We start from the raw sequence: 13,167 nt of genomic DNA on the forward strand, positions 1-13,167 counted from the left end.
GTATTATCCTGATCGGCGCAGCAATGATCGCCGCCGGCTGTACGCCAACCTGCAAGGGCGACTCCTGCACGCGCCCGCAATCGAGCAGTGACAAAATGGTGGTCTGGTGGCCACCAGAGATGCGCGTAGACTCCGGCCCCTCTGGGGAGCGGGCAGACTACCAGACCATTTCCCTGGAACGATGAGACTCACGACACAGCCTGACGATGCATTGCATCGTCAGGTTTTTTTGGCCGACGTGCGCAGAGGCGTTGCCGCCCACCTGCAACTCCTCCCAGGTATCCACCTGTGTACGCTGCAAGCCGGCACCCGCCCGGGGTTGGCCTTACACATCGCGCGCGAAGCATTACAAGCCGGGCAGGTGCAGCGGGCACTGGAGCGACGTTTTGAACAAGCAGTGAGGTACGACGGTTGCTTTGTCTATCTCGACGCCCAAGGGACCCTGGTCATCTGGCGCTCGCTGCCTACGCACCACAACGCGCTTGATAGTGCCGTCAGCCGCTTGCTTTCACTGGCCAACCTTGATGCATTGGATGCCCGCGCCACGCGTTGATCAGCGTTGTTCCAGCTCAGGCAACTCCAGGGTTTCGCGCTTGGCTTCATCATCCAACTCACGCAAGGTGCGGTAGATCAGCGCGACAGCCTGCAGGGTTTCACGAGGGATACTGGCGCCGAGCTTATTGGTGTAGAGCGTGCGGGCCAGCCATACACACTGAATGACCGGCACGTCAGCCGCTTTAGCCCTTTTGATCAGTTCACGCGCGTCGGCATCCGTGCCTTTGTCCACCAGCAACGGCAGCGGTGTCTTGCCGGGGCGGTAATACAACGCGACGGCAAAGTGCGTCGGGTTGACGACCAACATGTCGGACTCTTCCAGCTTGGGCAACTTGACCTTTGGCTCCTCCTGAGCCAATTGCTGCGCCAGCGACCGTCGCTGGCCCTTCACATGGGGGTCGCCTTCCATGTCCTTGTATTCCTTGACCACCTCGACCTGGGTCATGCGCATGCGCTTGGCAAAGAAGTGTTTCTGCAGCGTCAGGTCGAGAAGTGCCAACACCAGCAACAGGCCCAGGCACACATGCAACAGGTAACGAAACAGATCAATCAGCGCCAGGATATAACTGGACAGGTCGCTGTTGGCCAAGTTGATCAAGGCCCCAAGGGAAGGACCGATCACCGCGTACAACACCACGCCTAACAACACCGCCTTGGCGACCCCCATCAACAGGTTCATCAGCGACTGGGCGGAGAACATCTGTTTGAGCTGACTAAGGGGGTTGAGGCGCTTGAAATCCAACTTCAGGATTTCCGGCGCGAACAGCAAGCCGAACTGCATCCAGCTACTGAGCAGCTTGACGGCGATTGCCACTGAAGCCATCAGCAACGCAAAGGAAAAAAACACCACCATGGCGTCGAGCAGCACCTCTTCCAAGGCTGACACAAAGGGTCGGCTGATGCGGGATATCGGCAGCAGCATCATTTCCTGAAACCGCTGCAGGCTGCGGTCAGCGGTCCATAGCGCGATCTCGCTGATGGCTGTCAGCACCAGAAGCTTGCCGACATCCTGGCTTTGGGCAACCTGGCCTTTCTTGCGTTGATCACGCAGTTTCTTGGCACTGGCCGGGTGTTTTTTCTCACCGGAATCACTCATGGCATCGCCACCTTGAACATCAGCCCCAGGGCGTGCTTGAGCTCGCCCAGCAGGCTTAAGCGGCCGACGATCAGGTCCTGCAACAGTTCAAAATACAACAGCAAAATACCAATACCCGCCAGGCACTTGACCGGTGGGGCCAGCGTACTCACCTGCAACTGCGGGCTATAAAGTCCTAACAGGGCAACGCCAAACTCCAACAACAGCAGCACCGCGATAAAAGGTGCAGCGTAGAGCATCATGTGGGTGAACGTGTCGCCGAGCAGGTTGAGAAACATGCCAAACCCATTGGCGTGCGGAAGTGGAAACCAAACGGTAGGCGGCCAGACCGAGTAGCTGTCCCAGATCACCTGCGTCAGTGCTCCAAGCCCCAGGGTGGCCATCAACAAAAAAATCGCCAGCTCCTTGAACAGATGCCCGATGGGTGTGGCATCCGGGCCAAGCGAAGGGTTGAGCTGGCCACCCGCCAAGGCTCCCCGCTGGTTATCCAGCAGCGCCCCCACCGCCTCGAACATCCAGAACGGCATCGACAGTAATACGCCCAGCAAGGTCCCCAGGGCCGCCTCCTTGAGCACCAACGCGCTGAGCATCAGCGTAGAGAATTCCTGGTCGGCGAAGGTGGCATATATACCCGGTGCAGGCAGCAGTGCCAGTACTGCCACAATGGCGTGGCGCGGCATCCCGCGGATATGTTGAAAACAAAACGCCGCGACCAGAAAGGCACAAGGGTAGATTCGCGCCATGCCAATCAACAGGCTGGGCAGGTAATCAAGATACTGCAGCACAGGCAAGACCTCAGTTCAGCGCAGAGCGAGAGATCATGTCGAATGTCAGATTGATCAGCTGAATCAACTCCACACCGATCCAACGCCCCGTCATGACCAGCGTGACACCCACTGCCACCAGCTTTATGCCAAACGGCAAGGTCTGGTCCTGTACCTGCATCAGCGCCTGTACAAGGGAGGTCAATACGCCGACCACCACCGCCACAATCAACGGCGGTGCCGACAACACCACGACCAGCAGCATGCCCTGCTTGAACAGCACGATCGGTTCCATACGCCACTCAGAGATAAGAAAAGAAGAGGCTGTCGAGCAGCCGTGACCACCCGGAAACCATCACGAACAACAACAGTTTGAGCGGCAAGGAAATGGTCATCGGCGAGACCATTTGCATGCCCAATGCCAGTAGCAAATTGGAGACAATCAGGTCGATCACAATGAACGGAATGTAGATGAGGAAGCCGATCTCGAACCCCGCCTGCAATTGCGACAGCACAAAGGCAGGCACCAACAGAATCAAGTCTTCTCGCTGGACTTCCTGCGCCATGGCTGCCGGCCACAGGCGCCCGGTATTTTCCAGCAAGTGCGTCAACACATCCGGGTCAATATTGCGCAGCATGAATGCACGTAAGGGTTTGATTGCCTCACCGCCGGTGTGCAGGGCCATCTGCACACTGCTCAAATCCAGCGGCGAAACCTTGACGCTCTCGGCGATCTCGTAACCCACAGGCGCCATGATAAACAGCGTCGCCGCCAGCGCGATGCCATTGATAGCCATGCTGGGAGGCACTTGCTGCACGCCGATAGCGTTGCGGGTGATCATCAGTACAATGACAATCTTCAAGAACGCCGTACACACGATCAGCAGCATGGGCATCAGCGACAATGCCCCCAGGAACAGCGCAAGTACGAAGGGATCTATGCCCTGAATACTCATCGAGAAAAAACCACTCGCGTCACTTGCAGGCCCAAGCGCCCATCCACTTCCACCAACTGCCCCTGGCCGATCGGCCGATCACCGTAGTACAGGCCGGCCATTCCCGGCGCATAACCGGTAATACCCAATACTGAACCCTCAACCAGGTTGCGCAGTTCGCCCAGGGTCAGGTTCAGCACACCGCAACGCACGCTCAGCGACATGCTCAGCTCATCGAACGGTTCATGCCCGAACACTTCCATCACTGGTTCGTCTTCCGGCTCAGCGTAATAGGCTGCTGAAAAGTCCTCGTCCACACTCGTGTCCTCTATAGAAGTCAGGGTCAGGCACAGCGGCCCGGTGTCGTCGTCAATGCAGCCATGAAGGCGCTGCCTGCCAACCTGCACGTAGCCATTGCCCTGGGGTTGAAAAAAAGCCTGCTCAAGCACCAACACATCGCCAGCCCGCAGGTTGCGCACTTGTGCCAGCGGTAACTGCACGCGCCCAAGGGGCACGGCAATGGCCAGCTTGAACGACGCCGGCATCGGCGCGGCGATAGAGCGCCAAGGTGCGGCATCGCACAACGCTAGAAAGCTCTGGTGAGCCAGCCACACATAACCTACGACCCGAGAGGCCCCCAACGTCACGCTCAACCTGCAGCCGAAACCTGCGGGACGCGCAGTCACCAGCAATCGCATATAGCCAAACAGCGCTTTGACTTGGGGACTGAGGTGCTGCTCAAACAGCGGCCAGAACCAAGAATGTGGATCGTTGCCTGCCTTGGCCAATGGCACAGGGCATTCGCCCAGCAGGCTCAACAGCGGCCCCGCTTCAGCGAGCGCCAATACACCGAGGGCGGTTTCGAAGCACAACGCCTCGCCGCCAACAGGGGCACGCCCGGGTTCAATGAGCAGTTCACCCTCTTGCCCGGCAACCTTAAACGGCAAGCGCAGCCCACGCCCCAGCCTGCGGCGCGCAGCGACCGTGCTGTGCTTGACCACAGGCAATGTCAAAAAGGGCACCTTCATCATGAACGGGTACCTGGCAGGTAGAACTTGACCGGCTGCCCCAAGGCTTGCGTGCATCGTTCCTGGCATTGCTGCCGCACGCCACGCAGCCAACGGTTGGTTGCCTCTTCCTCTGCGTCCAGCTCAATGGCCCAGGTGTTCTGCTCACGGTGTACAAGTGCGTTAACCCGCCCCAGGCGCGGCATGCACAGCACAAACTGCAGCGGCCACTGCCCACCCGCCTGTATAGGCGCCACCAATTGTTCGACCAACATATCGGCCCTGGCTGCCTCGACTGAGGCCTTGATGTCCATGCGCGAATGTCCGAAACGTTTCTCTGCAGCACCGCCTGCAAGCAGATAAGCAAACAGTCGCCCTTGCTCCAAGGGAACGTAGGCCGCCACGGAGGGTTCGCGCTCCTCCCGGAGTTCGCGCATGCGTCGCTGCTCAGGAGCGGCATTTGAAACCTGTTTCATATCGATTCCTGAGCGAGCAATTTGGACAGTTCCTGAAGTTTTTCCACCTGGCGCAAACACTCCGTGGCGTACTTCTGGGCACTGCCAACCTCTATTTCCTTTTCCGTGTGCTGCGCTCGCAGTGCTTGCACCTGGCCTTCGTCCCGCAGAGTGCTTGCCGACAATGAACGTTCTTGTAACCCCCAGGACTTCAGCGCTTTGAGCGTCAGCACCTGGCCCTGATGCTGGCTGAGCAACTGCGCACTTTGCCGAGCCTCCTCCTGGCGGGTTTGCTCAAGGGTTTGCTGGGCATCCTGGATATGTGCCTGCAGGGTTTGCCGTGCTCGCTTGGCCTCACGCAATGCACGCTCAGCGCGATCGGCCCGATGACGGCGCAGGGTCTCGATTTCAGCCATCGACACGTCAGAATGGGACATAGGCCGTCAGCTCCTTGAGTTGCTCCAGTGTTTCCGCCATTGGCGAGGGTTCACGCAAGTCCTGGCGCAGAAAACTGTCCACTGCGCTGCGACTGTCTACCGCCAAGTCGGTCAATACATCGCTACCCGGCTGGTACTCGCCCAGCTTGAGCATCAGCTCGATCTGCTGGTACGCCGACAACAGCCGACGTAACGCCGTGCCAGCCTGGATATCCCCAGGCTCGGCGACGTTGCTCAAGATCCTCGAAAGGCTGGCCAATACGTCCACCGCCGGATAGTGCCCACGCTCGGCCAGCTTGCGAGACAGCACGATATGGCCGTCGAGCAGCGAGCGAACTTCATCGGCCACCGGGTCGCTCATGGAGTCCTGCTCGATCAGCACCGTGTAGATCGCCGTGATCACGCCTTCGCGCGTCAACCCGGCACGCTCGACCAACCGCGGCAGCAGGCTGTATACCGAAGGTGGCAGGCCACCACGGCCCAGAGGCTCGCCGGCGGCGAGGCCAATTTCTCGCTGGGCCCTGGCGAACCGTGTGAGGGAATCGATCAAAAGCAGCACGCGCTTGCCCTTGCTTCGGAAGCCTTCGGCCAAGGCTGTCGCCGTGAAGGCTGCGCGTGCCCGCTCCATGCTCGAACGATCAGAGGTGGCACACACCAACACCGCTTTGGCGCGCAGTTGATCATCGAGTTCATGATCAAGAAACTCGCGCAGCTCTCGGCCTCGCTCACCGATCAGGCCGAACACAATCACGTCACACTCAACGTTGCGGGCTATCTCCGCCAGCAATGTGGTCTTGCCGCAGCCGGCCCCGGCAAACAGGCCGACACGCTGCCCCTCCCCCAGCGTCAACAGCCCATCGATCGAACGCACGCCGGTGGCCAGCGCGCGGTTGATTCGCGGCCTATCGGTGGGCAAAGGCGCTTCGCACAACACAGCGCTGGTATCCGGTGAGTCGACCAGTGCAAAAGCGCTGGCGCCTTCGCCGGTAATTGGCCGCCCAAATCCATCCAGTACCTGGCCCAGCAGCTTCTCGCTGACCTGTACCTGATGGGATATGCCCAGGCGCTCTACGCTGGCCCCCACACGCACACCTTCCAGGTTACCCAGCGCACTGAGCACGGCATCCTGCTGGTCGAAACCAATAATTTCGGCGAGCATGTAATCGCCTTGTTTTTCCACCTGGCACAAGTCGCCTATACGTGCCTGAGGCAGCCGACATTGCAGTAACATGCCGTTCACACGTTGCACACGCCCGCGCATTGTCACCGGAGCAAAACCTGCCAACGTCTGGGTCTGGTGCCGCTGCCAAGTGTCGAGACGCGCCTGCAAATCCTTAATCACCAGCGCACCTCATAACGCTGCGCGCCTTCGAAAACCACCTTGCTGTTGTCAATCATCACCAGGCGCAAGTCGTCCACTTGGTCCCCCACAAACAGTCGGGTTCCGTCCTCCAGCACAACGTGACCGTTCGCCCCTCCGATAATCTGAACGATCTTGAACGGCAACTCATTGTTACGCGCACGCACCCGGCTGATCACCGGTACAACGCTGTCGAACTGCTCACCAAAGCGGTCGAGCATGCGCGTCACCAACGCCAGATCCTCCTCGGAAACATCGCCGTTGAGTGCAACCTGGCCATTGATGACCTGCAAACTGACCCGCTGGCTCAAATCACGCTCACTGAGCATATTCAGCAACTGTTGGCGCACCTCGAATGGCGAGGCCAGCTCGACTCTGTGGGGCACTGCCGGCATCAACGAGGCCTGGGGATCACGCTCGCCCGTGGAGGCAATACCCACCACCATGAGGATGACGGCAACCACCAGCACCACACTGATCAGGCGCTTTTGCTGCGAGTGTCCCAACGACGACAACGTCAACGGCGGGGACGTTTTCCTGGCCGTCACCTTGGCCGAAACCTTGGCCGGTGTGGCCGGGGCGGGTGCTTCGGGCCAGGGCTGATCCGCCACGGCGACATACAACCGTATGGCGCCCACGCCAAACTGTTCGCCCAGCGCCAGATTCGTGATCTGTGCCACTACCTGCTCTTTCGCATCCTGCAACAGCCCTGCCTGGGCCTGCACCGACCAACTGGATCCGACCAGCCGCAACAACGCATGCTGCTCGGCGATCCCCGGATCGCTGAGCACCAAGTCAGCCTCTGCATGAGCACCGATGCTCCACTGTTCACCAAACAGCGGCAGCGCAGCCCCTTGGTGCAGGCCATCGAGAACACGCAGCTCAAACATCATTGAGCGCTCTCCTGTGCAGAAACTGGCGCACTTCTCATGCCGCAGTACCACGCATCAGGTCAGTCTGACCGAGGTCAAAACGCCCCAACACTTTTACCTTTGAGGTGCTCCCCAATTCGGCAAAAGACATCACAGGTACATGGTTGAATTCTTCAAGCAAAAGAGTGCGCAAAGGGCTGCGTAAATCCTGTGCAACCAACATCACGCTTTTGCTTTTTGGCCGGGCCACGAAGGCTTGGTTGAGCAGGTTGATCAGTGAAGCGCTGCTGTCATTATCAAGGGCGAAAAACACCCCGGTCTGGGTCTGGCGCAGCGATTCGCGCAGCACGTTTTCGGTCTGTGGGGACAGCAACCAGGCATGCAGGCCGTCGGCCTCACTGTATTGGTGAAAAATCTGCGCTTTAAGCGCAATGCGCGCGTAGTCCGCCAACGCGTCCGGCTCTCGCTCATGCTGGCCGTATTCAATCAGCGACTCGACGATCAGCCTCACAGCACGCAGCGGTACGCCTTCGCCTGCCAGGCGTTGCAGGACTGCCGAGAAACGCGACAGCGGCATGATTCGCTGCAGCTCCTGTACCAATTCCGGCTGGTTATGTTCAAGCCAACTGAGGATCGACTTACTCTCCTGGATTCCCAGAAACTGGGGGCCGGACAGCATCATCGCTTGCTTCATGCGTTCGACGATCAAGCTCGTCGCACTGAAGCGCTCCAGCAGGGGGTCATCGAGCAAAGGATCATCCTGCGCCAACCACACCCAATCTTGCTCATCGCGTTCAGCCAGGCCTGGTATTGCGTGCTCGGGCACCTGTGCCAAGGCTTTACGCTCTACGGCCACATTGGTGACAACCGAGGCCTTGATCATCGGCACCTCGTGTACGCAGAAGCGCATTTCGTCGTCCGCCAACGAGTCGTTGAGTTCGACTTCAAACGGCGGCAGCGTGAGCCCGATATTCGCAACGAGAGCATTACGCGTCTGACGAAGGCCATGAACCAGCTCGATCACCTCAGGCGTTCCGCGCAAGACGGGAGAAAATTGCAAGAGATAGGGGCGCGACGGGTCAAACCCGCGCAAGTCCTCGTCACCGTTTTCTTCCGGGCGCACGGCCTGCGTGGCCTCGGCCTCGGGCGCCTCTTGCCGTTGACGTTGGCGCGCAAGGTAATAGCCCAGGGAGCCGGTCATCAGTGAGATAAGAATAAATACCAGGGTCGGCATGCCGGGCAACGCCGCAAACGCGAGCATGCCCACTGACGCAATCATCCAGCTCTTGGGTTCGCTGGTCATCTGACGGGCAATTTCTGCGCCCATGTTAGTCACGCCCCGGCGCCCATCCGGTGCGGCGCGGGTGATGATCATGCCCGCCGTCAGCGAGATCAGCAGCGCAGGGATTTGCGCAATCAAACCATCACCGATGGTCAGCACCGAATACAACGCAATGGATTCGCTGGCGCTCATGCCATGCTGGAACATACCCGTGGAAAAACCGCCCAACAGGTTGATCAGCACGATCACCAGGCCTGCAACAGCGTCACCCTTGACGAACTTCATGGCGCCGTCCATGGCGCCGAACAACTGACTCTCGCGGGACAACTGGTCGCGCTTGTCCCGCGCCTGATTGCCGTCGATCAGTCCCGCACGCAAGTCGCTGTCGATGGACATCTGCTTGCCGGGCATCGCGTCCAGGCTGAAGCGTGCGGCCACTTCGGCAACCCGCTCCGAGCCCTTGGTGATGACCAGGAAGTTGACCAGGGTGAGGATCATGAAGATCACCAACCCTACCGCCAGGTTGCCACCGACCACAAAGTTGCCGAACGCCTCGACGATGTCGCCGGCGTCCTGCTCCAGCAGGATCAGACGCGTGGTCGCGATAGACAGTGCCAGGCGAAACATCGTGGTCAACAGCAGAATCGAGGGGAATGACGAAAACGCCAAAGGCCCGGGCAGGTACAACGCCAGCACAATCAACAAGCAGGCAATACAGATATTGAGCGCAATGAGGATGTCCACCAGCCAGGTCGGCAGCGGCACGATGAAAATAAAGACGATGGCCAGTACCACCACAGCACCAAGGACTTCAGCACGTTGTGCAACCTTGAGCAGCCAGTGGTTGATAAACGCCAGCACCGTCACATCAACGCCCTCGGCTCAATCTGGCCCTTCTCCAGGCGCGTGAACTCATCCATCACCAGCAGGAAGTTATGCAAAGCCTCCTCGCGCCCCCGCGAGTCGCGCCATAAGGCCGCAGGCAAACCTTTGATCACGGGATAGAGCGCATTGAGAGAGGCCAGTTGGCGGGCCGCCGCATCCCCAGCCAATTCATCCGCCAGCAGTTGAACCTCGGAGGGGGCAATGCCATTGCCGGCATAACCCAACAGACGCTGCAACAGGTCAACGGCGTCGTGCTCAACGTTCAGACGCTGAACCAGGTCCTGGCAATTGGACAGTACCCCGCCCAATTGACCGCAGCTCTGTAACCCCAACAAAAGCGTGCGCAATTTGGCGGTGGGAATCGATGAGACGTACGCCGCAATATCATCCGCCAGGGCCCGGCGCATGAGGTTGAGCCCGACCGTAAACTGCTCGCCACCGTACTCTTTCAAAAGCGCCTGCATCATGCTGGCCAGGGATTGGCGCACGACCACATTGGCGTAGTAGAGCGTACGTATCGCCTGGCATTGCGCCGGATCGTCACTGCCTGACTGCAACGCCAGGGCAATATTAAGGCCCGCCTGTATTTCCCTCTTGTACTGAATCTCCAGCCTCGCCAGCGCTGCCCGAGCCAACGCTGCCTCGCTCTTGACTTGCGCATCACGCGTCAACGCGGATTGGGTCTGGCGCACCTGCGCCTCGGCCTGCGCCGTAAGCTGACGAAGCACGACATAGGTACGTGCAGGGTCTCCACCCGTGAGGTCCACCAATTTTTCGAGACTAAGCTGGCGCTCCAGATACTGCCTGGCCACGATGACCATCTTTGCCAGGCTTTTCTGGGCGGGATGGCCCAGTCGATCATACAACTGCGCGAGCTGCTCGACCGGCGTCACAGGCCCCCCAATGGCACGTCGGGTCAACGCAGTGCCATGGGCCGCAGCTTCCTGGCTGAAGATGCCCGCGAGCGCATCAAAACCTGGCGCGGCATCCTGCGATGGGGTCGTGGCGACCTTCTCTGAAACGGATGGGTCCAAGCGCTGGATTCTGTGCAGATCGGGGTTGAATTCGACTTTCATGGGCATGCCAGGACAGGGAGTTTGTGTCTCTATGTGGCAACCCGGTGCCATACGGTTCCATAAAAACCACCCACACTCCCCGCTTTGAAAATACCTGCACAAAGCCGCCAATCGTTTTGCAAGTACCTGCGCAAAATCACACTATTTCAATTTATTTATATATATAAATCAGCAAGTTATAAGATTTTTTTGTTTGGCACAGCCAGTGCTAAAGGGGTTCCCGTCGAAATTATTTCGATAGCGTCTACCCTGAGGAAAAAATCGTGAATATTCCTATTGAAGCTTTAGCGCAGCTCGTTGGCGACTCGCCTCAATTCATGCTCCAACTGACGGACGACCAGCAAAAAAAACTCCGGCGTTTTATTCATAAACGCGTACTCAATCCCGAAGACGCCGACGACATCCTGCAACTGACCTACCTGGAGGCATGGCGTAACAGAGAGCGGTTCAGTGGCCAGGCTACCCTCAGTACCTGGATGTGCGGCATTGCGCAGAACCTGGTCCGCAACCATTTCCGGCGCCTGTATGCCAAACCGGTGCATTGCGAGTTCGATGAATCGCTGTGGCACGGCCAGGAAGAAAACAAGAATCTGGATTGGGAATTCGAGGTCAACCGCCGGCTGGAAAAAACCTTGAACGCCATCGATCATTTGCCGGCTGAGATGCGCAAGACGTTATATGCCTCCCTGGAAACCGATGGCAGTTACCAGGACACCGCCGACGTGCTGGACATCCCCATCGGTACCGTTCGCTCACGTCTGTCACGGGCGCGCGAACACCTGAAGCGCGTCACCCACACACCGCAGCATCCGTAAGCAAGCCCTGGGGGGCAAGCGTTGGGCGGCAGGGATATCTGCCCAACCGAATGACGCTTTACCGTGCGCAGAACAGGATCACAAGCCGCGCCGAATGGCACCTTGGGGATCATCGTCAAAGTGTTTACAGCGCCACACCCTTGCGATCACGCGTTGAATACCGTCAGCAGAACACCGCAAAACCCATGTGGGATCTTCGTGGCTGAAATACCCGTATCCGCCACACCACTCGTCGCCGTTTGGCCTGATTTTGTTTAAACAGTTGAAAGCGTAGATAAAATTTTAAAATAAACGCTTGACGCATATGCGTTCTACGCGAATAATGCGCGCCACTTGGCTACGTAGCTCAGTTGGTTAGAGCATAGCATTCATAATGCTGGGGTCCGGGGTTCAAGTCCCTGCGTAGCCACCAAGTACTAAAAACGGCTTACCGAAAGGTAGGCCGTTTTTTTATGCCTGCACAAAAGTGCTCGGGCATACTCTCTGCGATTAACACCCCAAAATGCTGCTTTGAGTGCCATCCATGAGCCTGAGCGTATTCGCAATCATCCTGTTGGGCGCCGCCCTTCACGCCACGTGGAATGCGGTGGTCAAAGGCGGCGTCGACAAGCTGCTGACCACCTGCATGATTGCATCCGCCGCTTCATTGATTGCGCTGGCGGCCATCCCGTTTCTGGCGCTACCGGCCAGAGAAAGCTGGCCCTTCATCGGCGCATCGGTGGTTTTGCAGGTGTTGTATTTCGTACTGGTGGCCTCGACCTACCGCATTGCCGACATGAGCCAGACCTATCCGATCATGCGTGGCACTGCGCCGCTGCTGGTGGCGTTGGTGAGTGTGCTGGTGTTGCACGAGCCACTCTCGGCGTTTGCCTGGCTTGGCATTGGCGTGATCTGCCTGGGTATCTTGAGCATGGCCGTATCGCCCTCGGCCGGTCATAAAAAAGGGCTGGTGCTGGCGCTGATAAACGCCTTGGTGATAGCCGGCTATACGCTGATTGATGGCCTTGGCGTGCGCAAGTCCGGCGCCCCCGCGGCTTACACGCTGTGGATATTTTTGCTGACCTGCATCCCGCTCGCCGCGTGGGCTTTAGCCGCGCGGCGTGCAGCGTTCTGTCGCTACGTCGCCCGTAACTGGAGGTTTGGCGCCGTCGGGGGTGCAGGCACTGTGGCGTCATACGGCCTGGCGTTGTGGGCGATGACACACGCGCCCATCGCGACGGTTTCGGCCTTGCGTGAGACCTCGATCCTGTTTGGCGTAGTGATTTCGGCGTGGGTGCTCAAAGAGCATTTAACGCAGGCTCGCATCATTGCCGCCGGCATTATTGCCGTCGGGGCGATGGTGTTGCGCCTGGGCTGACCAGGACACATGCGCGCAAAAAAACTGAGGATCTGTACTTTGACGCTCCACGTAACCCACTGCTAGTGTCCTGCCTCCCTACATGGAGCACCTGTGATGAAACTGGATATCTATCAAGTCGACGCGTTCAGCCAACAGGTCTTCGGTGGTAACCCGGCGGCCGTCTGCCCGCTGACCGAGTGGTTGCCCACAGAGCAGCTTCACCACATCGCCGCCGAAAACAACCTTTCCGAAACCGCATTTTTCGTGCCTCGTGGCGAGGTGTATGAGC

General features: G+C 58.7%; 16 protein-coding genes and 1 tRNA gene. 6 read left to right on the forward strand and 11 right to left on the reverse strand.

Annotated features, from left to right (window positions below):
* Positions 1–2 precede the first annotated feature (2 nt).
* Together hrpT and FEM54_RS10470 are read left to right on the forward strand one after the other, a co-directional pair.
* Positions 3–185 carry an HrpT family type III secretion system protein gene (gene hrpT, locus FEM54_RS34305; protein WP_240792728.1) on the forward strand — a complete coding sequence of 61 codons (183 nt, stop codon included), beginning with the start codon at positions 3–5 and terminating at the stop codon, positions 183–185.
* Positions 182–553, forward strand: a complete 372-nt coding sequence (locus FEM54_RS10470; protein WP_138450775.1) for a transcriptional regulator — start codon at positions 182–184, stop codon at positions 551–553. Before hrpT ends, FEM54_RS10470 begins: the two co-directional genes overlap by 4 nt.
* On the opposite strand, the gene sctU is transcribed toward FEM54_RS10470, so the two are convergent.
* Genes sctU through FEM54_RS10525 form a run of 11 tightly spaced genes read right to left on the reverse strand, consistent with a single transcriptional unit; the run spans position 554 to position 10,724 of the window.
* The gene (gene sctU, locus FEM54_RS10475) at positions 554–1,651 is read right to left on the reverse strand and encodes a type III secretion system export apparatus subunit SctU (RefSeq protein WP_017137655.1); all 1,098 of its coding nucleotides are present in this window, start codon (positions 1,649–1,651) and stop codon (positions 554–556) included. It lies immediately after the preceding gene.
* Complete coding sequence (gene sctT, locus FEM54_RS10480; protein ID WP_138450776.1) at positions 1,648–2,436, reverse strand: type III secretion system export apparatus subunit SctT; 789 nt, start codon at positions 2,434–2,436, stop codon at positions 1,648–1,650. The genes sctU and sctT overlap by 4 nt, the downstream gene beginning before the upstream one ends.
* A 10-nt stretch (positions 2,437–2,446) precedes the next feature.
* On the reverse strand, positions 2,447–2,710 hold the full coding sequence (gene sctS / locus FEM54_RS10485) for a type III secretion system export apparatus subunit SctS (RefSeq protein ID WP_099549214.1): 264 nt from the start codon (positions 2,708–2,710) through the stop codon (positions 2,447–2,449).
* A 7-nt stretch (positions 2,711–2,717) separates the two neighbouring features.
* On the reverse strand, positions 2,718–3,371 hold the full coding sequence (sctR, locus tag FEM54_RS10490) for a type III secretion system export apparatus subunit SctR (RefSeq protein WP_017137657.1): 654 nt from the start codon (positions 3,369–3,371) through the stop codon (positions 2,718–2,720).
* Positions 3,368–4,378, reverse strand: a complete 1,011-nt coding sequence (locus FEM54_RS10495; protein WP_099549242.1) for a FliM/FliN family flagellar motor switch protein — start codon at positions 4,376–4,378, stop codon at positions 3,368–3,370. Before FEM54_RS10495 ends, sctR begins: the two co-directional genes overlap by 4 nt.
* Entirely contained in the window at positions 4,378–4,833 is a 456-nt protein-coding gene (locus FEM54_RS10500) for a type III secretion system HrpP C-terminal domain-containing protein (RefSeq protein WP_138450778.1), read from the reverse strand. Before FEM54_RS10500 ends, FEM54_RS10495 begins: the two co-directional genes overlap by 1 nt.
* Positions 4,830–5,249, reverse strand: a complete 420-nt coding sequence (gene sctO, locus FEM54_RS10505) for a type III secretion system stalk subunit SctO (protein ID WP_138450780.1) — start codon at positions 5,247–5,249, stop codon at positions 4,830–4,832. Before sctO ends, FEM54_RS10500 begins: the two co-directional genes overlap by 4 nt.
* Positions 5,236–6,591 carry a FliI/YscN family ATPase gene (locus FEM54_RS10510; RefSeq protein ID WP_017137661.1) on the reverse strand — a complete coding sequence of 452 codons (1,356 nt, stop codon included), beginning with the start codon at positions 6,589–6,591 and terminating at the stop codon, positions 5,236–5,238. Before FEM54_RS10510 ends, sctO begins: the two co-directional genes overlap by 14 nt.
* Positions 6,588–7,499, reverse strand: a complete 912-nt coding sequence (locus FEM54_RS10515; protein ID WP_026013747.1) for an FHA domain-containing protein — start codon at positions 7,497–7,499, stop codon at positions 6,588–6,590. The genes FEM54_RS10510 and FEM54_RS10515 overlap by 4 nt, the downstream gene beginning before the upstream one ends.
* Before the next feature lie 37 nt (positions 7,500–7,536).
* Entirely contained in the window at positions 7,537–9,630 is a 2,094-nt protein-coding gene (gene sctV, locus FEM54_RS10520) for a type III secretion system export apparatus subunit SctV (RefSeq protein ID WP_099549211.1), read from the reverse strand.
* The gene (locus tag FEM54_RS10525) at positions 9,627–10,724 is read right to left on the reverse strand and encodes a TyeA family type III secretion system gatekeeper subunit (protein WP_026013748.1); all 1,098 of its coding nucleotides are present in this window, start codon (positions 10,722–10,724) and stop codon (positions 9,627–9,629) included. The genes sctV and FEM54_RS10525 overlap by 4 nt, the downstream gene beginning before the upstream one ends.
* Positions 10,725–10,987: 263 nt before the next feature.
* Here FEM54_RS10525 and FEM54_RS10530 point away from each other — a divergent pair, with 263 nt between their 5' ends.
* From FEM54_RS10530 to FEM54_RS10545, 4 genes are all read left to right on the forward strand, one after another.
* Positions 10,988–11,539, forward strand: coding sequence for an RNA polymerase sigma factor (locus FEM54_RS10530; protein WP_017137665.1), 552 nt, complete (start codon positions 10,988–10,990; stop codon positions 11,537–11,539).
* Positions 11,540–11,874: 335 nt separating this feature from the next.
* A tRNA-Met gene (locus FEM54_RS10535) sits at positions 11,875–11,951 on the forward strand.
* A 111-nt stretch (positions 11,952–12,062) separates the two neighbouring features.
* Positions 12,063–12,896, forward strand: coding sequence for an EamA family transporter (locus tag FEM54_RS10540; RefSeq protein ID WP_138450782.1), 834 nt, complete (start codon positions 12,063–12,065; stop codon positions 12,894–12,896).
* Positions 12,897–12,992: 96 nt separating this feature from the next.
* Positions 12,993–13,167 (forward strand): PhzF family phenazine biosynthesis protein (locus tag FEM54_RS10545; RefSeq protein WP_138450784.1); only part of this gene is annotated, 175 nt, incomplete at its 3' end.

Origin of the sequence: Pseudomonas edaphica (assembly GCF_005863185.1) — a bacterium.
In the GTDB taxonomy this organism is placed as follows: Bacteria; Pseudomonadota; Gammaproteobacteria; order Pseudomonadales; family Pseudomonadaceae; genus Aquipseudomonas; species Aquipseudomonas edaphica.